Annotated in this window: 22 protein-coding genes and 1 other RNA gene; 11 read left to right on the plus strand and 12 right to left on the minus strand. The window is 62.5% G+C overall.

From position 1 onward, the window contains the following. Positions 1-13: 13 nt before the first annotated feature. The 4 genes from ACT54B_RS04130 to tkt all read right to left on the minus strand — a co-directional run bounded on the left by ACT54B_RS04130 (position 14) and on the right by tkt (position 5,525). The gene (locus tag ACT54B_RS04130; RefSeq protein ID WP_476043020.1) at positions 14-1,216 is read right to left on the minus strand and encodes a phosphoglycerate kinase; all 1,203 of its coding nucleotides are present in this window, start codon (positions 1,214-1,216) and stop codon (positions 14-16) included. A gap of 101 nt (positions 1,217-1,317) precedes the next feature. Next, positions 1,318-2,265 carry a flagellin N-terminal helical domain-containing protein gene (locus tag ACT54B_RS04135; RefSeq protein ID WP_476043021.1) on the minus strand — a complete coding sequence of 316 codons (948 nt, stop codon included), beginning with the start codon at positions 2,263-2,265 and terminating at the stop codon, positions 1,318-1,320. Positions 2,266-2,465: 200 nt separating this feature from the next. Next, positions 2,466-3,467, minus strand: a complete 1,002-nt coding sequence (gene gap, locus ACT54B_RS04140; protein WP_476043023.1) for a type I glyceraldehyde-3-phosphate dehydrogenase — start codon at positions 3,465-3,467, stop codon at positions 2,466-2,468. Positions 3,468-3,548: 81 nt separating this feature from the next. Then, entirely contained in the window at positions 3,549-5,525 is a 1,977-nt protein-coding gene (gene tkt, locus ACT54B_RS04145; protein WP_476043024.1) for a transketolase, read from the minus strand. Positions 5,526-5,874: 349 nt separating this feature from the next. Between tkt and ACT54B_RS04150 the strand changes: the two genes are divergently transcribed. From ACT54B_RS04150 to ssrS, 3 genes are all read left to right on the plus strand, one after another. Continuing rightward, a complete protein-coding gene (locus ACT54B_RS04150; RefSeq protein WP_476043025.1) occupies positions 5,875-6,147 on the plus strand; it encodes a DUF4164 domain-containing protein in 273 nt (90 codons plus the stop codon). Positions 6,148-6,187: 40 nt separating this feature from the next. After that, positions 6,188-6,565, plus strand: coding sequence for a cell division protein ZapA (locus tag ACT54B_RS04155; protein WP_476043026.1), 378 nt, complete (start codon positions 6,188-6,190; stop codon positions 6,563-6,565). A 98-nt stretch (positions 6,566-6,663) separates the two neighbouring features. Then, positions 6,664-6,822: non-coding RNA, 6S RNA (gene ssrS, locus ACT54B_RS04160), on the plus strand. A gap of 51 nt (positions 6,823-6,873) precedes the next feature. Here the strand turns inward: ssrS and ACT54B_RS04165 are convergent. Next, positions 6,874-7,083, minus strand: coding sequence for a hypothetical protein (locus ACT54B_RS04165; protein WP_476043027.1), 210 nt, complete (start codon positions 7,081-7,083; stop codon positions 6,874-6,876). A gap of 126 nt (positions 7,084-7,209) precedes the next feature. Beyond that, entirely contained in the window at positions 7,210-7,785 is a 576-nt protein-coding gene (locus ACT54B_RS04170) for a 5-formyltetrahydrofolate cyclo-ligase (protein ID WP_476043029.1), read from the minus strand. 139 nt (positions 7,786-7,924) lie between these two features. Here ACT54B_RS04170 and ACT54B_RS04175 point away from each other — a divergent pair, with 139 nt between their 5' ends. After that, the gene (locus ACT54B_RS04175; protein WP_476043031.1) at positions 7,925-8,491 is read left to right on the plus strand and encodes an NUDIX hydrolase; all 567 of its coding nucleotides are present in this window, start codon (positions 7,925-7,927) and stop codon (positions 8,489-8,491) included. A gap of 6 nt (positions 8,492-8,497) precedes the next feature. Here the strand turns inward: ACT54B_RS04175 and ACT54B_RS04180 are convergent, their stop codons facing one another. After that, the gene (locus ACT54B_RS04180; RefSeq protein ID WP_476043032.1) at positions 8,498-9,460 is read right to left on the minus strand and encodes a flagellin N-terminal helical domain-containing protein; all 963 of its coding nucleotides are present in this window, start codon (positions 9,458-9,460) and stop codon (positions 8,498-8,500) included. Positions 9,461-9,790: 330 nt separating this feature from the next. On the opposite strand from ACT54B_RS04180, the gene ACT54B_RS04185 reads away from it, so the two are divergent. The 3 genes from ACT54B_RS04185 to ACT54B_RS04195 all read left to right on the plus strand — a co-directional run bounded on the left by ACT54B_RS04185 (position 9,791) and on the right by ACT54B_RS04195 (position 12,045). Further along, the gene (locus ACT54B_RS04185; protein ID WP_476043033.1) at positions 9,791-10,366 is read left to right on the plus strand and encodes a 5-formyltetrahydrofolate cyclo-ligase; all 576 of its coding nucleotides are present in this window, start codon (positions 9,791-9,793) and stop codon (positions 10,364-10,366) included. A gap of 16 nt (positions 10,367-10,382) precedes the next feature. Next, on the plus strand, positions 10,383-11,207 hold the full coding sequence (locus ACT54B_RS04190; RefSeq protein ID WP_476043035.1) for a TIGR00282 family metallophosphoesterase: 825 nt from the start codon (positions 10,383-10,385) through the stop codon (positions 11,205-11,207). A 91-nt stretch (positions 11,208-11,298) separates the two neighbouring features. Beyond that, positions 11,299-12,045, plus strand: coding sequence for a YebC/PmpR family DNA-binding transcriptional regulator (locus ACT54B_RS04195; protein ID WP_476043037.1), 747 nt, complete (start codon positions 11,299-11,301; stop codon positions 12,043-12,045). Between the two features lie 66 nt (positions 12,046-12,111). Here the strand turns inward: ACT54B_RS04195 and ACT54B_RS04200 are convergent, their stop codons facing one another. Beyond that, entirely contained in the window at positions 12,112-12,267 is a 156-nt protein-coding gene (locus tag ACT54B_RS04200) for a hypothetical protein (RefSeq protein WP_476043038.1), read from the minus strand. Positions 12,268-12,430: 163 nt separating this feature from the next. Between ACT54B_RS04200 and ACT54B_RS04205 the strand changes: the two genes are divergently transcribed. From ACT54B_RS04205 to rcdA, 3 genes are all read left to right on the plus strand, one after another. Next, the gene (locus ACT54B_RS04205) at positions 12,431-13,732 is read left to right on the plus strand and encodes an MFS transporter (RefSeq protein ID WP_476043039.1); all 1,302 of its coding nucleotides are present in this window, start codon (positions 12,431-12,433) and stop codon (positions 13,730-13,732) included. Next, positions 13,729-13,926 carry a DUF1192 domain-containing protein gene (locus ACT54B_RS04210; protein WP_476043040.1) on the plus strand — a complete coding sequence of 66 codons (198 nt, stop codon included), beginning with the start codon at positions 13,729-13,731 and terminating at the stop codon, positions 13,924-13,926. The genes ACT54B_RS04205 and ACT54B_RS04210 overlap by 4 nt, the downstream gene beginning before the upstream one ends. 360 nt (positions 13,927-14,286) lie before the next feature. Next, positions 14,287-14,802 carry a protease adaptor protein RcdA gene (gene rcdA / locus ACT54B_RS04215; protein WP_476043041.1) on the plus strand — a complete coding sequence of 172 codons (516 nt, stop codon included), beginning with the start codon at positions 14,287-14,289 and terminating at the stop codon, positions 14,800-14,802. Between the two features lie 303 nt (positions 14,803-15,105). Here the strand turns inward: rcdA and rpmE are convergent, their stop codons facing one another. Next, complete coding sequence (gene rpmE / locus ACT54B_RS04220; RefSeq protein ID WP_476043043.1) at positions 15,106-15,327, minus strand: 50S ribosomal protein L31; 222 nt, start codon at positions 15,325-15,327, stop codon at positions 15,106-15,108. A gap of 200 nt (positions 15,328-15,527) precedes the next feature. On the opposite strand from rpmE, the gene ACT54B_RS04225 reads away from it, so the two are divergent. Beyond that, entirely contained in the window at positions 15,528-17,321 is a 1,794-nt protein-coding gene (locus tag ACT54B_RS04225; protein ID WP_476043045.1) for an ABC transporter transmembrane domain-containing protein, read from the plus strand. A gap of 18 nt (positions 17,322-17,339) precedes the next feature. Here the strand turns inward: ACT54B_RS04225 and ACT54B_RS04230 are convergent, their stop codons facing one another. The 3 genes from ACT54B_RS04230 to ACT54B_RS04240 are packed head-to-tail and all read right to left on the minus strand — an operon-like array spanning position 17,340 to position 19,604. Continuing rightward, on the minus strand, positions 17,340-17,624 hold the full coding sequence (locus ACT54B_RS04230; protein ID WP_476043047.1) for a HigA family addiction module antitoxin: 285 nt from the start codon (positions 17,622-17,624) through the stop codon (positions 17,340-17,342). Positions 17,625-17,635: 11 nt separating this feature from the next. Continuing rightward, positions 17,636-17,914, minus strand: coding sequence for a type II toxin-antitoxin system RelE/ParE family toxin (locus ACT54B_RS04235; RefSeq protein ID WP_476043048.1), 279 nt, complete (start codon positions 17,912-17,914; stop codon positions 17,636-17,638). A 46-nt stretch (positions 17,915-17,960) separates the two neighbouring features. Beyond that, positions 17,961-19,604: an FAD-binding dehydrogenase gene (locus ACT54B_RS04240; protein WP_476043050.1), complete on the minus strand. Its 1,644-nt coding sequence runs from the start codon at positions 19,602-19,604 to the stop codon at positions 17,961-17,963. Positions 19,605-19,679: the final 75 nt, after the last annotated feature.

The raw sequence follows: 19,679 nt of genomic DNA on the forward strand, positions 1-19,679 counted from the left end.
CGACCGAAATCGATCACTTTACCGCGTAAAGCACGGCAACACCGGGCAGTTCCTTGCCTTCCATCCATTCGAGGAAGGCGCCGCCAGCGGTCGAGACATAGGTGAAGTCATCGGCAACGCCGGCATGGTTCAGGGCCGAGACCGTATCGCCGCCGCCTGCCACGGATGTGAGCTTGCCGGCTTTGGTGCAGGCAGCCGCATGACGGGCCGCCGCAACAGTGGCCTTGTCGAAGGGCTCGATCTCGAAAGCGCCGAGCGGACCGTTCCAGACCAGCGTTGCTGCCTTGGAAATCCAGTCGTTGACTGCGGCAACGGACTGGGGTCCAACATCGAGCACCATCGCATCGGCCGGGATCGCGGCGATATCGACCACTTCATTGGCGGCACCCGCCTTGAACTCGCGGGCGACCACGCCGTCGACCGGCAGAACGATCGCGCAATTTGCGGATGCCGCGTCGATCATGATCTGTTTTGCGGTGGCGGCCAGATCGTGCTCGCAAAGCGACTTGCCGACATCCGTGCCCCGCGCTGCCAGGAACGTATTGGCCATGCCGCCGCCGATGACCAGCGCGTCGACCTTCTTGACCAGGTTGGACAAGAGGTCGATCTTGGTCGATACTTTCGCACCGCCGACGATGGCGACGACAGGACGCACCGGCTTGCCGAGACCCTTTTCCAGCGCTTCCAGTTCCGCCTGCATCGTTCGGCCTGCATAGGCTGGCAGATGGTGGGCGAGCCCCTCGGTCGAGGCATGAGCGCGGTGCGCCGCCGAAAAGGCATCGTTGACATAGAGGTCGCCATTGGCAGCCAGCGCCCGGACGAAATCGGCCTCGTTCTTTTCCTCGGCCTTGTGGAAGCGGGTGTTTTCAAGGAGCAGGACATCGCCCGCCTTCATCCCGGCAATGGCATCCGCCGCAACGGGGCCGATGCAATCCGCGGCAAAGCCGACCGGGCGACCGAGAACCGATTCCACGGCGGGGACGATCTGACCCAGCGAAAAGGCTGCCTCCGGCCCGCCCTTCGGACGGCCGAAATGGGCAAGCAGAATGACCTTGGCGCCCTTGCGGGACAGCTCGAGGATCGTCGGCGCTACCCGTTCGATGCGGGTCGCATCCGAAACCTGCCCATCGGCCATCGGAACATTGAGATCGACACGCACGAGAACGCGCTTGCCGGAAATGTCGGTCATATCGTCGAGAGTCTTGAAAGCTGCCATGGAAGCACCCGCTCGTCTGGAATTGGGAACGGGCGGGACCATACACCTGAAGCGGTGCGGCGCAAGCCTTGGCGGATGCTTTTTTGGTAGGGGTCTCCCCCTCAGGCAGAGGGCACCAGCAGTTGCAGGATGAGCCGCGACTGGTGATTGGCAATGGCCAGCGCCTGGTAGCCGAGTTCGGTCTTGGCCAGGATCGCCTTCTGGCGGGCGCTTTCTTCCTCTATATTCGCATCCACCAGACGGCTCAGGCCGCGGGCCTGGATATCCGCCAGCTTGGTCACGAAATCCTGCTGGTCTTCCAGTCGGGCCTTCACCGCGCCGAAGCTGGTCGCCACCGTGCGCAGCTGGCTGAGGATCTCGGTACTGGCGTAAAGTGCGGTATTGTAGGCGAACCCGGTCGCGGGAACGTTCGCGCCATAGTAAAGCCCGATACGGAAGCTGCTGCCCCCATAATTCTCAAAGAGCTTGCGCCAGGTACCGGACCCCGTCGTATAGGACTTGGACATCACCCCGTTGGTGGACACTTCGTCGACGAGGACGAGGTCGGTCAGGTCCAGCCGCTCACGCACCAGCTGGCCGGACGCACTGCCGCTGCCTCCGACGCCGGTGACCATGTCGAAATCGTAGCTCGCCCCGGTCTTGTGAAACAACAGGTTTACCCCGGCAAAGGACGAGGACTGGATGATGGACATCATCTGCTCCCTGAGACTGTCCATCTCAGCCTGCATCTGGGGGCGCTCGGTCGTGGCATCACGGCCTGCGACCAGCAGGGCGTTGAATTCTTCCATCAGCGGCAAGACAAGCTCGATCCCCTTCAGCGCCACATCCACGACACCCAGAGCAACGGACAGGCCGCCGACGGCCGCATTCGTGGTGTCGAGAGTGGCGCGCATGCTGGTGGAAATCGCCCAGTAGGCTGCGTTGTCCGCGGCCTCCGAGACGCGGTAACCCGTGGCGAGCCGCGTCTGGTTGACAGCGGCGTCATCTCCGGTCGCAGTCAGCGCCTCTACGGCCGAGCGGGCCGCTTCATAATATCGGACATAGATCATGCCTCGCCCTCGACGTTCATTCTTTTATGTGGATATTCTACATGATTGAACCTTAATATCGATCAATGACATTCAAATTGCAGGTTTCCGCGCCGGAAAAGCCCGTGCCATGGTAAATGCCCCGGCAGGAAACACGGTAAAGAAAAAGGGGGAGCCCCGGGGGCCCGCCCTTCATGCGCATGGTTCAGGGATCGATCCCGTCAGATCAGCTTGCTCATGGCAACCGCGGTGTCCGACATGCGGTTGGAGAAGCCCCACTCGTTGTCATACCAGGACAGGATGCGCACAAGGTTGCCCTCGAGAACCTTGGTCTGGTCGGCAGCGAAGCTGGACGAATGGCTGTCATGGTTGAAGTCGATGGAGACGAGCGGCGCCTCCACATAGCCGAGGATGCCCTTCAGTTCGCCTTCCGAGGCGGCCTTGATGGCGGCATTGACTTCTTCGGCGGTAACGTTGCGGCCCGGCACGAACTTCAGGTCGACGACCGAGACGTTCGGGGTCGGCACGCGGATCGACGAGCCATCGAGCTTGCCCTTCAGTTCCGGCAGCACGAGGCCGACGGCCTTGGCGGCACCGGTCGAGGTCGGGATCATCGAAAGGGCGGCTGCACGGGCGCGGTAGAGGTCCTTGTGCATGGTGTCGAGGGTCGGCTGGTCACCCGTGTAGGAGTGAACGGTCGTCATGTAACCCTTCTGGATGCCGAATTCGCGGTGCAGCACATAGGCGACCGGCGCCAGGCAGTTCGTGGTGCAGGACGCGTTGGAAACGACGAGGTCGTCCTTGGTCAGCGTGCCGTGGTTGACGCCGAAGACGATGGTCTTGTCGGCATTGTCGCACGGCGCGGAAACCAGAACGCGCTTGGAGCCGTTCGAGAGATGCGCGGAAGCCTTTTCCTTGGTGGTGAAGAGGCCGGTGCATTCGAGCGCGATATCCACGCCAGCCCAGGGCAGCTCCTTCGGATCGCGGATCGCGGTGACCTTGATCGGGCCGCGGCCGACATCGATCGTGTCGCCGGAAACGGTAACCGTGCCCGGGAACTTGCCGTGGACGGAATCGTAACGGATGAGGTGCGCGTTGGTTTCGACCGGGCCGAGATCGTTGATGGCAACGACTTCGATGTCGGTGCGGCCGGATTCGATGATGGCGCGCAGCACGTTGCGGCCGATGCGGCCGAAGCCGTTGATGCCTACTTTAACAGTCATGTTCACACTCTCCCGCTTAATCAAAGCTTCGTCTTGGGTCTTGTGGCAAAACGCGCGGGGTTTTGGGCCCCGCGCGTTCCGTTATGCAAGCTTGGCGATCGCGGCGTCCGCGACATGGTCCGGCGTGATGCCGAAGTGGCTGTAGAGTTCCTTGTACGGCCCCGAGGCGCCGAAGGAGCTCATGCCCACAAACACACCGTCTGCACCTATGAAGGCATCCCAGCCCTGGCGGATCGCAGCTTCCACCGCGATCTTGACCGGCGAATTGCCGATCACGGCCTTGCGATAGGCCTCGTCCTGCTCGGCGAAGAGCTCGAAGCAGGGCACGGAAACCACGCGGGCGGCAATGTTCTTCGCGGCCAGCAGATCCTTTGCCTTGACCGCGATTTCCACTTCCGAGCCGGAAGCGAAGATCGTCACCGGCGCATTGTCGGCGCTGGCCACCTCATAGGCGCCGAGCGCCGAGAGGTTCCGCTCGGAATAGCTGGTGCGGATGGCCATCAGGTTCTGGCGGGTGAGCGCGAGACCCGACGGACGGTGCTGGTTTTCCAGCGCGATCTGCCAGCATTCCGCCGTTTCGGTCGCATCGGCCGGGCGGAACATCAGGAGGTTCGGGATGGCGCGCAGCGCCGCCATGTGCTCGACCGGCTGGTGCGTCGGGCCGTCTTCGCCAAGGCCGATGGAGTCATGCGTCAGCACGTGGATGACGCGGATGCCCATCAGGGCCGCCAGACGGATCGACGGACGGCAGTAATCCGAGAAGATCAGGAAGCCGCCGGAATAGGGAATGAGGCCGCCATGCAGTGCCATTCCGTTCATCGCAGCCGCCATGCCATGCTCGCGGATGCCGTAATGCAGGTAACGGCCGGAGAAATCGGTCGGCGTAATCGATTTGGTCTGGCTCGTCTTGGTGTTGTTGGAACCGGTCAGGTCGGCGGAGCCGCCGATGGTCTCCGGAACCACGCCGTTGATCACTTCGAGCGCATCTTCCGATGCCTTGCGGGTGGCAACGGTCGGCTTGGATTCAGCGAGCTTCTTCTTGTAGTCGGCAATCGCGCCGGCAAGCGTGCCCGGCAGGTTGCCGGCGAAGCGGCGCGAGAACTCGGCCTTCTTGTCGGAGGCGGCAAGGCGCTTTTCCCATTCGGCGCGGGTTGCGGCACCCTTGGCACCGGCGTCGCGCCAGGCGGACAGCACGTCTGCGGGAACCGAGAAGGCTTCCGCCTCCCAGCCGAGCGCCACGCGGGTGGCGGCAATTTCTTCCGCACCGAGCGGCGAGCCATGCACCTTGTGGGTGCCGGCCTTGTTCGGGGCGCCGAAGCCGATCACGGTCTTGGCGGCGATCAGCGTCGGCTTGTCGGATGTCTTGGCATTTTCGATGGCTTCGAAGATCGCGTCCGGATCATGGCCGTCGATGGCGACCGTGTTCCAGCCCGACGCGCGGAAGCGCATGTGCTGGTCGGTCGAGTCGGCCATGGAAATGGGGCCGTCGATGGAAATGTTGTTGTCGTCCCAGATAACGACGAGCTTGTTGAGCTTCAGGTGGCCGGCGAGCGAGATCGCTTCCTGGCTGATGCCCTCCATCAGGCAGCCGTCGCCGGCGAGCACGAAGGTGTGGTGGTCCTGCAGATCGGCACCGAATTCTTCGGCGAGCTTCTTCTCGGCAATCGCCATGCCCACGGCATTGGCAATACCCTGGCCGAGCGGACCGGTGGTGGTCTCGATGCCGGTGGCATGGCCATATTCCGGATGGCCGGCGGTCTTGGCGCCCATCTGACGGAAATTCTTGATTTCCTCGATGGTCATGTCCTCGTAGCCGGACAGGTAGAGGACGGAATAAAGCAGCATCGAGCCATGGCCGGCGGACAGGATGAAACGGTCACGATCCGGCCACAGCGGGTTCTTCGGATCGAACTTCATCGAGCGGGTGAAAAGAACGGTCGCGATATCGGCCGCTCCCATGGGGAGGCCCGGATGGCCGGAATTGGCCTTCTCGACGGCATCCATGGACAGGAAGCGGATTGCATTCGCCATCCGGTTATGTTGTTCGCGAGAGATCATGACTGTTCCAAGAGGTTCCGGGTCAAAGAGAACGGCATTTCCCGCCGGGAAGGACCGTCAAAAAGCGGCTGATCCATAGCAGGTCAGCCGTCTCTGTCAACAAATCTGGCGGTTTTTCACCCCTTTTGATGCCCTCATCCCTTTGGCTGATGAATGGGGCCGACCTTGCCCCGCCAGACCCGCTCTGCGTGATTTCCTGTGATCAAACCCGCCTTGCATGCGCCCGCGCCGCCGGCTTGGTTGACGCATGGTAAAAGGCAAGAATATCGTAATGAACGGACCGGCAGGTGCGGAACGGGCCGATTCGGTCGGCCGCGGGCAGCGTTTCGGGAATTGATGGATTGAGTTGATGTCGGCAGGCAAATCGGTTGAAGCAGCTATCGCCGGCCTTCGGGCGGCCCTCGGCAGCCTCGAAAGCGCCGTCGATGCACGCTTCGAGCGCGAAAGAGACAATAGCGAGATCGAGAGCGAAGTGCGCCGGGTCCATGCGGACCGCTCGCGCCTTGCCCAGGAACTCGACCAATCCGAATTCCGGGCAAACCGCCTGGAGGAGGTCAACCGCGAAGTCTCCCGCCGGCTCGTCACTGCCATGGAAACCATTCGCGCCGTGCTGGATCGCTGATCCCTGATGGCGTCGAAAGTGCAAAGGAAATCCCGATAACATGGCGCAGGTGACCGTAACCATCGACGGCAAGGCCTACCGGATGGCCTGCGAGGAAGGCCAGGAAGGTCATCTGACCGAACTCGCCGCCAAGTTCGACCGGTATGTCGCCCATCTGAAATCCCAGTTCGGCGAAATAGGCGATCTGCGGATCACGGTCATGGCCGGCATCATGGTCATGGACGAACTCTCGGAAGTCTCCCGTCGCCTGAAATCCGTGGAAGCGGATCTGGACAACCTGCGCCGCAATCGCGATGCGGTCGCCGCCGGTGCCCAGCGCACGGAAGAAGTGGCCGCCGCCGCGATCGAGGAAATGAGCCATCGCATCCTCGAAATCGCCGCCCGGATTTCGAGCCGCCCGCCGTCCCAGCAGAACTGACGCTACCAGTCTTCACGCGCCGCCATGGCTGCGGAATAATTGCCGCAAATCGCCTCGCCCCTACTGGCGGAAAGACCGGTTTCGACCTATATTCTTTCTGCGGTCTGCGCTTCTCGACAGGAACAATCGAATCCTCGGGGCCATACCCGATCCTAAGGGAGCTGTCCCTGTTCAGGCCCGTGGGCTTGGATACACGGCGCCCACCTACTTTCGTAGGCGCCCAGGATCACCGCTTCCATCGGTTGTGTGGATCGCACCTTTTCCGCCCCGTCCGACAGCCGGCGGGCCGCCTTTCGGCGAAGCGCATGTCAAATGCACTGCTCCTCCACGCAGCGGGCCGGATGGCCCAAGAGGATGATGGCCGCATAGGTGAGGACGAGGAAGGACATTCCTGTCACAAGCCCGGTCAGAACACCGGCATGACCCTCGCCATCTGCCTCCAGAACAAAGATCAGGACGACGAGAACGCCGGCACACCGGTTCAGCATTCTGAATAATTGCAGGAATGACCTATCCATCGACAATCCAAATTTATGCCTAAAATATTTTTTACTTATTCAACATAGATTGACGACAAGATCAAGGAGCTTTCGGTTAACCCGGCCGGCGGCACTTACTCTGCCCGGCTTCGTGGAATATCCCCCTCATCCGATATCCGGCGCGATGATTTCATCCATGGGAATGTCATGCGATAGCGGATGGATTGTCTCCAGCCGCTGCAGCGCGTAGCCGACGCCGATAACGCGAGGGCGCGCCGTCAGCGCCGCCAGGGTACGGTCAAAGAAGCCGCCGCCGTAACCCAGCCGGTAATTCTGCCCGTCAAAGCCGACAAGCGGGGCGATGACCACGTCGGGGACCGCTTCCTCCATCGTATCCGGCACGGGAATGTTCCAGATGCCGCGCACCAGTGCGCCACCGGGCGTCCAGGGGCGGAACAGCATCGGCTTGCCCTTTTCCGTCACGACCGGCAGCAGGGCGCTGCCGCCGGCGCCGATCAGGCGTTCGGCAAAGGGCCGCAGGTCCGGCTCGCCGCGAAACGGCCAGTAAAAGCTGATCTTGCGCTGGGAAAGCGGCCCAAGTTTTTCGAGCAGGGCTTGGATGATCCGGAGCGATCCTTCCTCCCGCGCCGATTGAGAAAGCGAAAGGCGCGCCCCGATCAACCTTTCGCGCTCGGATTTGCGCCAAGCCATGATGGCGGACCGGTCCATGGATAGGGTCATGTTCCTCCCCTTCACCTGCATTCCGAAGCAGAGATAGGGCAAATCCGTCCTCGGGACAGGTCGATATGCGATAATGACTTATCTTTTCTTCCCCGTCCGGGGGCGCTAGGACAAAAAAACGCAACGAACGAGGACCGCCATGAGCAAGCCCTGGACCGTCGAACGCCGCGACGTCGTGATGTCCGACCGCTGGATCCATGTGGAGAGCCAGACCGTCAGAACCGGCCGCGGCACGGTTCTCGATCCCTATTATGTCCTGACCTATCCGGATTGGGCCGTATGCCTCGCCCTGACCGAACAGGACGAACTGGTGATGGTGCGGCAGTACCGTCATGGAACCGCGAGCATCGCGCTGGAGCTGCCCGGCGGCTGCGTAGATCCGGAGGATCGGTCGCCGGAAGAGGCCGCGGCCCGCGAATTGCTGGAAGAAACGGGCTATGGCGGCGGCCATCTGACCTATATCGGTGCGCTGGGCGCAAATTCGGCGCTCCAGACCAATCGTATTCAGATTGCCATGATGACCGGTGCCCGGCGGATCGCCGAACCGGACCTTGAACCTGGCGAAGAGCTGCATGTCGAGCTCGTTCCGCTGGCGCAAGCCCTCCATATGGCAGTTGCCGGCGGGATGGAGCAATCCATGCATGTTGCGGCACTGTTCACTGCGCTCGCGGCCACCGGTCGCCTTGTGCTCACGCCGCCCGCCTGACCGAGGTCAGCGCAGCCGACCCAGCAACGGCTTCAAAACCTGCCCGGATAGGCTGTTGGCGATGCTGAGCGATTGCAGCGCCAGCTGGCGGCGTGTCCTTTCCGCCCGCAGCCGGGCGCTCTCCTGCGTCAGGTCGGCATCGATCAGGCGCCCCACGCCGCGCATCTGGGTCGCGTTCAGCTTGTCGAGAAAATCCCGCTGCAACTCCAGCCGCTTCTGGAAGGCGCCGAGCGTCGCGAATCCACCCCGAACTGCCGACTCGATCTGCTCGATCAGGTCCACATTGGCCTTGCGCCCCCCGACATTGAACAGACTGCCATTCTGGCTGTTGTAAAAGGCAAGCAGCCAGGCCGTACCGCCATAATCGGTGAAGAGCCTTCGACCCGTGGTATAGTTGAACCGGTCGTAATAGGTCTTCGACATCAGCCCGAAGATCTTGTCTTCGTCGATCAGCACCACCTGATCGAGGTCGAGCGTCATGCGCGCCATGCCCAGCGACCCGTCGCTCGCACGCTGCAAGCCGGCAAGAAAGCTCTTCGTATGCGGAGCGGACAGGGTGCGATAGAGCAGGTTTTCCCCGCCAAAAGACGCAGATTTGACCGTGGTTTCCAACATATCGGCGATCTGACGGATTTCCCGGTCATAGGTTGTGGCTTCGTCAGCAGTCGCCTGCCGGCCGATCGTGAAGATTTCCCTGAGACGAACGAGCCCCTGCAAGACCGGCGCAGCAGCGCTCATCGCCGTATCGATCACGGCAAGGCTCTGGTTGAGACCCTCATAGAGAACAGACTGGGCGGCGATATCGCTGCGCATGGCGCGGGAGATCGACCAATAGGCCGCATTGTCCCGTGCGGAACCGATTTTCAGCCCGCTTGCCAACCGCGCCTCGGAGGCCTGCACCGCGCGATCCGCGGCGCCGAGCAGCAACTCCGCACTGCGGGCCCGACTGTTGAAATGAATGCTCGTCATGCCATGCCCACTCCGCTGTCCCCTGATCGAGAAGGCTAAAAAGAAAGGCGCCGCTCTTTCTCATGGACGGAATATAAAGCGACACTGTTGTTTAAAATTATTACATGATCAGCAAGGCACGGCTTTATTTGGCCTTATCCTTGCGGAGGCCTTAATCGGGACGGGCAATTTGTTGCCTCCATCCCGCGCGCCTGCGGCGTTGCCCGGCGAGATGCGAAACGATCGCCGGGCAAGTCCGGAAGCGCGACAGCAAATGTCGGAAAAAGCCTTGCGCCCCAACGGTCTCTCCGCCACTAAGGCAGCCTGGGACATCACAGGAGACCGGCGTTCATGACGACCTTGAAGGAACAGAAGGCGGCGCTGCGCAAGGAGCGGCTGGCCTTGCGCGATGCGATCGACCCGGAGGCGCGGCTTGAGAAATCGCTGGCGATTTCCACCTTCGGCGAGGCGCTCGCTTTCGCGCCGGGCACCATCGTTTCCGGTTTCATGCCGATCCGCTCGGAAGCGGATATCCGCCCCCTGCTCGATCATCTCGCAAAGCGGGGCGCGCGCCTCTGCCTGCCGATCGTCGAGGACCGGGAGACCATCAGGTTTCGTGAACTGAAGCAGGGAGCGGAGCTGGTGGACACCGGTTTCGGCACCCGTGGCCCGGGTCCCGACGCCGAGGTTCTGGACCCCGAACTGCTGCTCATGCCCCTTTCCGTCTTCGATGCGGCGGGCAACCGGATCGGCTATGGCGCCGGCCATTATGACCGCGCCATCGACCGCCTGCGGAAAAAAGGCCTGAATCCGCGCCTCGTCGGCATTGCCTTCGACTGCCAGGAAGTGGCATCAGTGCCCGCAGAGCCGCATGATGTGGGCCTTTCCGCCATCATCACCGAAAGCGGCTACCGGCGTTTCGATTGAAGGAAGGGTTGAGCCGATGCGGCTTTTGTTTCTGGGCGACATGGTGGGCAAGACCGGTCGCACCGCCGTCTGGGAAAAGCTGCCCGGCCTCGTCTCCGACCTGAAGCTGGACTTCGTCATCGTCAACGGCGAAAACGCCGCCGGCGGATTCGGCATCACCGAAGACATCTTCCTCGAGACGATCAATGCCGGCGCCGATGTGGTGACCACGGGCAACCATGTCTGGGACCAGAAGGAAGCGGTGAGCTTCTGCCAGCGGCACGACCAGTTCCTGCGGCCCGCCAACTATCCGCAAGGCACGCCCGGCAAGGGCTCCGGCCTCTATTATGCCCGCAATGGCGCGCGCGTGCTGGTCGCCAACATCATGGGCCGGGTCTTCATGCATCCTGAACTCGATGATCCCTTCAAGGCGGCGGAGACCATCCTTGACGCCTGCCCGCTGAAGGAACAGGCCGATGCGATCGTCTTCGATTTCCATGCGGAAGCGACCAGCGAGAAGCAGTGCTTCGGCCATTTCGTCGATGGCCGCGCGAGCTTCGTCGTCGGCACCCACACCCATGTGCCGACCGCCGATCACCAGATCCTCAACGGCGGCACGGCCTATATGTCGGATGCCGGCATGTGCGGCGATTACGACAGCTCGCTGGGTATGGAAAAGGAAGAGCCGCTGAACCGCTTCATTTCGAAGATGCCGAAGGGCCGCTTCGAGGCCGCGCACGGCCCGGCCACCCTCTGCGGCGTCGGCGTGGACATTTCCGATGCGACGGGGCTCGCGGAAAAGATCGCCCCCCTGCGCATCGGTCCGCGGCTTGCGGAGACCATTCCCGCCTTCTGGGCCTGATGACCGTAATTTGACGGCCGTGGCTGGACGAAACGGGTCTTCCTGCCTATAAAGCCGCCATTCCCACCATAAAGACGTGAACAGGGGTGCCATGGCTGGCCATTCACAGTTTAAGAATATCATGCATCGCAAGGGCCGTCAGGACGCGGTCCGCTCCAAGATGTTTTCCAAGCTCGCCCGCGAAATCACCGTGGCGGCGAAGACCGGCATGGCCGATCCGGCCATGAACCCGCGCCTGCGCCTGGCCATCCAGAACGCCAAGGCGCAGTCCATGCCGAAGGACAATATCGAGCGCGCCATCAAGAAGGCCGCCGGCGGCGATGCGGAGAACTACGAAGAAGTGCGCTACGAGGGCTACGGCCCGGGCGGCGTCGCCGTCATCGTGGAAGCGCTGACCGACAACCGCAACCGCACCGCTTCCTCGGTCCGCTCGACCTTCTCCAAGGCCGGCGGGGCGCTGGGTGAAACGGGCTCGGTCTCCTTCTCCTTCGACCGAGTCGGCGAAATCACCTACAAGGCCGCCATCGGCGATGCCGACAAGGTCATGGAAGCCGCCATCGAGGCAGGCGCAGAAGACGTGACCTCCGACGAGGACGGCCATACCATCATCTGCGGCTTCGAGGATATCGGCGAGGTCTCCAAGGCACTGGAATCCACGCTCGGCGAAGCCGAGACCGTGAAGGCCGTCTGGCGTCCGCAGAACACGGTTCCGGTGGACGAGGAAAAGGCCCAGTCGCTGATGAAGCTCATCGACACGCTGGAAGACGACGACGACGTTCAGAACGTCTATTCCAACATGGAAGTCTCCGACGAGGTCATGGCCAAGCTTTCGGCCTGAGACGAGGGACAACGGGAATACGGAAGGGGCCGAAAGGCCCCTTTTTCATGCCCGCAGCGGTCGTTATCACGGCCGGACGAGCAGCACGATGCTCCACAGAACGAAGGCAAGCACGGCCAGTTTCCAGAAGTCGCGGCGGCGCCTCAGCCCGGGAAGACCGAGCGGATAGAGAAGCTGCACGGCCATCAGCAGCACGAGAAACAATCCGATTAACTTATTCACCTGGCATCCATGTCCTGTGCCCTGCTGCGCAGCGGGCATTTCCCTTTCCCGTGTCATAACACGGTCAATTTTTGCTAGCATGGACACAAGGCCCGGCCCATCCCCGCATCGTAATTTTGCCGGACCTCGCCCGAAATTCAAAACCGCCCGTCAGGACCTGCCCATGCCCGCCGCTTTCAAGAGCAACATCCTGCCCGTCCTTGCCCTTCTGGTCGGCACGCTCTTCCTTTATCTCGGCAATGGCTTGCACGGTCTGCTGCTGCCGGTGCGCGGTGCGGCGGAAGGCTATCCCACCACCGATCTCGGTCTGCTCGGCACCTCCTGGGCCAGCGGCTTCGTGCTCGGCTGTCTTCTGGCGCCGCAACTGGTGCGGCGCATCGGCCATGTACGGGCCTTTTCGGGATTCATCGCGCTGATCGCGATCATTGCGCTTCTGACCGGCATTCTGGTCGATCCGATCTGGTGGATCGCGCTGCGCGCCGTCACCGGGTTTTCCACCGCCGGCACCTCGATGATCATCGAAAGCTGGCTGAACGAGCGCGCCACCAACAAGAGCCGTGGCATGATCTTCTCGCTCTATGTCACGATCACCCTGATCGGCGCGGTCGGGGGCCAGCTCGTGGTGCCGTTCGCGGATGTGATGACGCCCGTTCTCTTCATGATCTGCGGCATCTTCTATTGCGTCGCCATGCTGCCGACCACCCTTTCGAATGCCGCGACCCCGCAGCCCCTCAAATCCGTCAAGCTCGACCTTCCGGCGCTCTACCGAAACTCGCCCGTATCCTTCGTCGGCATTCTGCTGATCGGCATTGCCAACGGCGCCTTCGGCACGCTCGGTGCCGTCTTCGGGGCGAAGGCCGGGCTGAGCCAGGGCTCGATCGCCCTGATGATGAGCGCCACCATCTTTGCCGGCGCGGTGATGCAGCTGCCCGCCGGGCGCATTTCGGACCGCATGGACCGCCGCTATGTGCTGATCGTGCTTTCGGGACTGGCAGCACTGGCCGGCCTCATGGTCGTCATTCTCCATCCGGGCGACGTGACCACGCTGGTGGCGATGATCGCCATCTATGGCGCGACGGCCAATGCGCTTTATTCCATCGCCGTGGCCCATGCCAATGACCACGCTTCGTCCGAGGATTTCGTCAAGGTTTCGGGCGGCCTGCTGCTGCTCTACGGCATCGGCACGGTGATCGGCCCCACCATCGGCGGCCCGGTCATGACCGCGCTCGGCCCCTACTCGCTCTTCCTGGTCACCGGTCTCTCCCATGTGGCGCTCGTCATCTATGCGATGATCCGCAGCCGCATCCGCAAGGCGGTCCCCGTCGAGGCGCGCGAGACCTATACCGCCACCTCCGCCGGCCCCTTGACAACGCCCGAAAGCCTGACGCTCAATCCCCGCGCCGCGCCGCTGCCGGACCATGCAGCGGACCCGGATATCGTGGAAAGCGCAGGAGCCGCCATATGAGCCTGTTTGACGACGACCGCCCGCAGAAGAAAAAGGAACACGAGATCGGCTGCGATCTGACCCTTCTCTCCGCCGACGAGCTGGGGGAACGGATCGCCCTTCTGGAGGCGGAGATCGGCCGTCTTTCCGCCGAACGGCAAAAAAAGATGAGCGGGCTGGCAGCTGCCGAGTCGTTTTTCCGCCCGAAAAACTGAAACAACAATTATCTGCTATTCATAAAATTTACCTTGTCCCCAACGGGTTTTGTTAACCATAGATTAGGTTTTCAGGCACATTCTGCGCATATCCAGACTTTCTGGACTCAGCCTTCTCCTCCGCCAGGAGGATTGGTCTGATTTTCTCCCTGTTTTACCTTGAGAGCCGCTATCCAGCGGCTCTTTTTTTATTTAAGTCTTGGACAACTTATGTAAAACTGTGGGAATTAACCCTTTCTTAATAAACGCCTTGCGGTTTGCCTGTAAACGGATCATGTTTAGGCCATCGAAAGAGAGCGGAACCGAGTACCCGCTTTCCCGTTACCTGAATATTGTGGTGCGTTTCACAGGGAAATAGAGATGTCCGAACTTGGCCTGAATACGATCAGCTTCGCAGGGCGCATCGCCTCTTCGTCGCAGTTCAAGTCGCTGTACACGGAAGGCATGGCCCTGGTTGAGGAAACCGCCAGCTATCTCGACGGCACCGGCCGCGCCGCGGCGAAGGTTCTGCCGCGCATGGCCTCGGTTCTTTATGCGGCCGAATCCATGCGGCTCACCACCCGCCTGATGCAGATGGCGTCCTGGCTGCTCCTGCAGCGCGCCGTTAACAATGGCGAAATGACCCGCGATCAGGTGCTGACCGAAAAGCGCAAGGTTCGCCTCGACTCGTTCAACGTCGACCGCAACGCCCCCGGCTGGAACGATCTGCCGGAAGCCTTCCGCGATCTGATCGAGCGCTCTCTGCGCCTGCAGAACCGCGTTGCCCTTCTTGACCGCGAAATCTACCGTCCGGCCGACACCACCATGCAGTCGGACAATGAAAACAGCGTCCAGGCCCAGCTGAGCCTGCTGCGCACCGCCTTCAACGTACACTGAGCGACCGACCGCCGCCGGCGGGCATGATGCCCCCTGCATCGGCACAGGAAGATCATAAGGAAAGGAGCGCCTTTGCCTCCACGGCAAGACGCTCCCGTTGATCAATCAAATCTATCCGGATCTCACTGGCTCCCCTCGCGGGGGGCCTTTTCTTTTGTCCGGTCCCCACGCGGGAAAGCGATCCTGCCGGGTAACCGGCCCATCGGTGGAAGCGCTCTTTGCGAAACGCTCCGTTGAGACATGCAAAAAGCCCGGACATCGCTGTCCGGGCTTTTCGAAATCTGCGGATACCGCAAGCGGACCTTAGAGGCCGAGGCCGGAGAAACGCTTGTTGAACTTGGAAACGCGGCCACCGCGGTCCATGAGCTGCTGGTTGCCGCCGGTCCATGCCGGGTGGGAATGGGAATCGATTTCGAGGTTCATGACAGCGCCTTCGGAACCCCAGGTCGAACGGGTTTCGTACTCGGTGCCATCGGTCATGACCACTTTGATCATGTGGTAGTCGGGATGGATATTCGCCTTCATAACAATCTTCCTGCGGTGCCAGGGTCCTTTTGCCGCAACCCATTGCAGGCGCCGGACCGATTGAATAAACAAAGCCGCAGTCCGCCATGGGCTACGGCTTCCCAATTCGATGCCGTGCCTATACATGAAGGCGCAAGGGATAACAAGAGCCCCGGTAGGCTGAGAAACAAGCTTCCGCGGGACGCCGGAAACAAGAAGACATGTCTGAACAAGAAGTGCAGCGCCGCCGCTCCATGAAGCCATTGATGGTGCTGGTGCCTTACATTCTGCGCTACCGCGCTCTGGCCGCCGGGGCGCTGGTGTTTCTGGCGCTCGCCGCCGCCACCACGCTGGCTCTGCCGGCCGCCGTACGCCAGATGGTGGATCATGGTTTCCAGCGGCAGAACAGCGCGGAAATCAACGGCACCTTCGGCCTTCTGGTTGTCCTGGCGGTGATTCTGGCGCTCGCCAGCGCGCTTCGCTACTACTTCGTCATCACCATCGGCGAGCGGATCGTCGCCGATCTCCGCCGCGATGTCTTTGCCCATGTGGTGAAGCTGTCCCCCGCCTTTTTCGACGTCAACCAGTCGGGCGAGATCGTCTCGCGCCTGACGGCGGACACGACACAGATCAAGTCCGCGGTGGGCGCCACCGCTTCGCTGGCGCTGCGCAACACGATTCTCTGTCTCGGCGCCATCGGCATGATGGTGGTGACGAGCCCGAAGCTTTCGGGGCTGGTGCTGGCCTCCATTCCGCTCATCGTCTTCCCGCTGGTCGCCTTTGGCCGTTCGGTGCGCTCGCGCTCGCGCAATGCACAGGATATGCTGGCCGAAGCCTCCGCCTTTGCCGGCGAGACCATCGGCGCCACCCGCACCGTGCAGGCCTTCACCTCGGAATCCATCGCGGATGGCCGCTATGCCGGGGCTGTGGAAAACGCCTATGAAGCCGCCCGCGCCGCAATCAAGTCGCGCTCCTTCCTGACCGGCTTTGCCATCGCGCTCGTCTTCGGCAGCGTTGTCGGCGTGCTCTGGTACGGCGCCAATCTGGTGCTGGCCGGCACCATGTCCGCCGGCACGCTCGGCCAGTTCCTGCTCTATTCGGTGATTGCCGGCGGCTCGCTCGGCGCGCTCTCGGAAGTCTGGGGCGAATTCGCCCAGGCGAGCGGCGCGGCCGAACGGCTGAACGAACTTCTCGGGGAAGTCCCCGCCATCCGCGCACCCGCCCAGCCGAAGGCGCTCCCGGTGCCCGTGACCGGCAGCGTGGAATTCCGCAATGTGCGCTTTGCCTATCCGTCGCGTCCGGGCAAGGAAACGCTCTCCGGCCTTTCCTTCCGCATCGAACCGGGTGAGACCGTGGCGATCGTCGGCCTGTCCGGCGCCGGCAAGAGCACGATCTTCGGCCTGGCGCTGCGCTTCTACGATCCGACCGCCGGCCGGGTGGAGTTCGAGGGAATCGACGTCAAGGACCTGAAGCCCGAGGATCTGCGCCGCCAGATCGCCATCGTGCCGCAGGATGTCACCATCTTCTCCGGCAGCATTGCCGCCAACATCGCCTTCGGCTCGCCGGACGCGAAGCGCGCCGATATCGAGGCGGCTGCCCGCGCGGCGCAGGCGGAGGAATTCATCCTCAGACTGGACCAGGGCTTCGACACGGAAGTGGGCGAGCGCGGCGTGACGCTCTCCGGCGGCCAGCGGCAGCGCATCGCCATTGCCCGCGCCATCCTGAAGAACGCGCCCGTCCTGCTGCTCGACGAAGCCACCTCGGCACTCGATGCGGAAAGCGAAACGCTGGTGCAGAAGGCGCTCGACGGCCTGATGCGCGACCGGACCACCATCGTGATCGCCCACCGCCTGGCGACCGTGCTCAAGGCCGACCGCATCCTCGTGCTCGATCAGGGCCATATCGTCGAGGAAGGCACCCATGAAAGTCTGATCCGCCTTGGCGGTCTCTATGCCAAGCTTGCCCGCCTGCAGTTCGACGAAGGCGCCCGCGCCTTCGAAGCCGACGGCATCTGAGCTTTTCCGGGGCCGAACTCAGTCCGGCTCCGGTATCAGGCGGCGGATTCCTTCAAGTTCGCTATTGTCGCGCAGGTGGGCCAGATCATGCGCCGCCTGCATTCTCAGCCACATCTCGGCTTCACCGCCAAAGGCGCGCTCGAGCCGAAGGGCCATCTCCGGCGAGACCGCGCTTCGGCCCGTGACCACATTATGCAATTGCTGCCGCGTGACCTGAAGCGCTTTGGCTCCCTGCGCCGTCGAAAGGCCAAGTGCATCCAGATTGGCCGCAATCAGCGCTCCGGGATGGGACGGTTGCCGCATGGCTTGCTCCTTCAATGATAGTCCAGGAAATCCACGTCGAAGGCGTCCCCGGATTCGAATCGAAATGTGATCCGCCAGTTCGCGCGGACAGTCACGGCCCAACGGCCCTTCAGGTCACCCCGCAGCGCATGGAGGCGAAAGGCAGGCTGATCGAGATCCTCCACCCGCCCCGCAACATCCAGAACCGAAAGGACGAGTCGTATCTTCCCCAGCATGTCGGGAGGAAGACGCGTGCCATCACCCTTTTCATAGAAAACCTGAAGACCCTTGTGACGAAAAGACAGGATCATTGTAGCTCTCAATTGTACAATGTCAATTTACATTTTACAAAATATGTCAATTCCCCACGGCCCGCCCCGCGATGCGGCCCGAGAAGAGGCAGCCGCCGAGGAAGGTGCCTTCAAGCGCGCTGTAGCCATGCATGCCGCCGCCGCCGAATCCGGCGGCCTCGCCGACGGCATAGAGGCCGGGCACATATTCGCCGTTGAGCGAGAGGACCCGGGCGGAAAGATCCGTCTCAAGCCCGCCCAGCGTCTTGCGGGTGAGAATGTGAAGCCTGACCGCTATCAGCGGCGCGGCGGCGGGATCGAGCAGGCGATGCGGCTTGGCCGTGCGCATCAGCCGGTCGCCCAGATAGCCGCGCGCGCCGCGGATGGCCGTCACCTGCGCATCCTTGGAGAATCGGTTGTCGATCTCGCGATCCCGCGCCTCGATCTGACGCCGCAGATGGGCGGCGTCGAGCCTGTGGCCGGGCTCCAGCGCATTCATCCGCGCCACCAGATCCTCCAGCGTTCCGCCGACGAGGAAATCCTCCCCATTCTCCATGAAGGCCCGAACCGGCCCGGGCGGCTCCTTGCCGAGGCGCTTCAGCAGAAGCGGAATATCCTTGCCCGTCAGGTCCGGATTCTGCTCCGAACCCGAAAGCGCGAATTCCTTCTTGATAATCGCCTTGGTGAGGATGAACCAGCTGTGTTCGTGCCCCCTCGCCCGGATGGCTTTCAGTGTCGCCAGCGTATCGAATCCCGGCATGGCGGGGGCGGAGAAACGGTTGCCGTCCGCATCGCACCAGAAGGAAGACGGTCCCGGCAGGATGCGGATGCCGTGGCCGGGCCAGATCGGGTCCCAGTTCTTCAGCCCTTCCGTATAGTGCCACATGCGATCGCCATTGATGATGCGGCCGCCTGCCCTTGCGGTAATGTCGAGCATCCGCCCGTCCACATGATCGGGCACGCCGGTCACCATGCGTGCAGGCGGGGTGCCGAGCCGGTCCACCGGCCAGTTCGTCCGGACGAGATCGTGATTGCCGCCGATGCCGCCCGAGGCGACGAGGACGGCTCCGGCAGCGATGCGGAAATCGCCGGCGACCTCCCGGGTGGTACTTTTGCCACGTACCGCATCGTCCGCTTTCAGGGTGACGCCGTGAATGCCGACGGCCGCGCCCTTTTCAAGGAGGATGCCATCCACGCGATGTCGCCAGCGGAAGGAGAGACGGCCGGCCTTTTCCAGTTCCGCCGCGCGGGTCAGGAAGGGTTGCAGCACGCCCGGGCCGGTGCCCCAGGTTACATGAAAGCGCGGCACGGAATTGCCGTGTCCGGTGGCAAGCCCGCCGCCCCGCTCCGCCCAGCCGACGACGGGAAACCAGCGCATGCCCAGCTGGTGCAGCCAGGCGCGCTTTTCGGAGGCGGCAAAATCCAGATAGGCCTCCGCCCAGCGCCGTGGCCAGAAGTCCTCCGGGCGGTCGAAGGCGGCCGAACCCAGCCAATCCTGCAACGCCAGCGCATGGCTGTCGCGAATGCCCATGCGACGCTGTTCGGGACTGTCGACGAAGAAGAGCCCGCCGAGCGACCAGAAGGCCTGTCCGCCGAGGGATTGCGGACCTTCCTGATCGACCACCAGAACCTGAAGTCCTCTGGAAGCAGCCTCCGTGGCCGCCACCAGACCGGCAAGACCTGCCCCGACCACTACGACATCGACATCCATGTGGGTGGCCTCCTCCGACTACCGTTGACGCAAAGGTAATTCGGGCCTTGCACCGGTAGCAACCGCAAATGCGGC

This window comes from Gellertiella sp. DMC107 (assembly GCF_056313605.1).

Coding starts and splice junctions, on each gene's coding strand:
- ACT54B_RS04240 (WP_476043050.1), bottom strand. CDS start 19,604: ATGGATGTCGATGTCGTAGTGGTCGGGGCAGGTCTTGCCGGTCTGGTG.
- tkt (WP_476043024.1), bottom strand. CDS start 5,525: ATGATCTCTCGCGAACAACATAACCGGATGGCGAATGCAATCCGCTTC.
- ACT54B_RS04135 (WP_476043021.1), bottom strand. CDS start 2,265: ATGATCTATGTCCGATATTATGAAGCGGCCCGCTCGGCCGTAGAGGCG.
- ACT54B_RS04225 (WP_476043045.1), top strand. CDS start 15,528: ATGTCTGAACAAGAAGTGCAGCGCCGCCGCTCCATGAAGCCATTGATG.
- ACT54B_RS04130 (WP_476043020.1), bottom strand. CDS start 1,216: ATGGCAGCTTTCAAGACTCTCGACGATATGACCGACATTTCCGGCAAG.
- ACT54B_RS04190 (WP_476043035.1), top strand. CDS start 10,383: ATGCGGCTTTTGTTTCTGGGCGACATGGTGGGCAAGACCGGTCGCACC.
- ACT54B_RS04155 (WP_476043026.1), top strand. CDS start 6,188: ATGGCGCAGGTGACCGTAACCATCGACGGCAAGGCCTACCGGATGGCC.
- gap (WP_476043023.1), bottom strand. CDS start 3,467: ATGACTGTTAAAGTAGGCATCAACGGCTTCGGCCGCATCGGCCGCAAC.
- ACT54B_RS04170 (WP_476043029.1), bottom strand. CDS start 7,785: ATGACCCTATCCATGGACCGGTCCGCCATCATGGCTTGGCGCAAATCC.
- rcdA (WP_476043041.1), top strand. CDS start 14,287: ATGTCCGAACTTGGCCTGAATACGATCAGCTTCGCAGGGCGCATCGCC.
- rpmE (WP_476043043.1), bottom strand. CDS start 15,327: ATGAAGGCGAATATCCATCCCGACTACCACATGATCAAAGTGGTCATG.
- ACT54B_RS04175 (WP_476043031.1), top strand. CDS start 7,925: ATGAGCAAGCCCTGGACCGTCGAACGCCGCGACGTCGTGATGTCCGAC.
- ACT54B_RS04230 (WP_476043047.1), bottom strand. CDS start 17,624: ATGCGGCAACCGTCCCATCCCGGAGCGCTGATTGCGGCCAATCTGGAT.
- ACT54B_RS04235 (WP_476043048.1), bottom strand. CDS start 17,914: ATGATCCTGTCTTTTCGTCACAAGGGTCTTCAGGTTTTCTATGAAAAG.
- ACT54B_RS04195 (WP_476043037.1), top strand. CDS start 11,299: ATGGCTGGCCATTCACAGTTTAAGAATATCATGCATCGCAAGGGCCGT.
- ACT54B_RS04165 (WP_476043027.1), bottom strand. CDS start 7,083: ATGGATAGGTCATTCCTGCAATTATTCAGAATGCTGAACCGGTGTGCC.
- ACT54B_RS04180 (WP_476043032.1), bottom strand. CDS start 9,460: ATGACGAGCATTCATTTCAACAGTCGGGCCCGCAGTGCGGAGTTGCTG.
- ACT54B_RS04205 (WP_476043039.1), top strand. CDS start 12,431: ATGCCCGCCGCTTTCAAGAGCAACATCCTGCCCGTCCTTGCCCTTCTG.
- ACT54B_RS04185 (WP_476043033.1), top strand. CDS start 9,791: ATGACGACCTTGAAGGAACAGAAGGCGGCGCTGCGCAAGGAGCGGCTG.
- ACT54B_RS04210 (WP_476043040.1), top strand. CDS start 13,729: ATGAGCCTGTTTGACGACGACCGCCCGCAGAAGAAAAAGGAACACGAG.
- ACT54B_RS04150 (WP_476043025.1), top strand. CDS start 5,875: ATGTCGGCAGGCAAATCGGTTGAAGCAGCTATCGCCGGCCTTCGGGCG.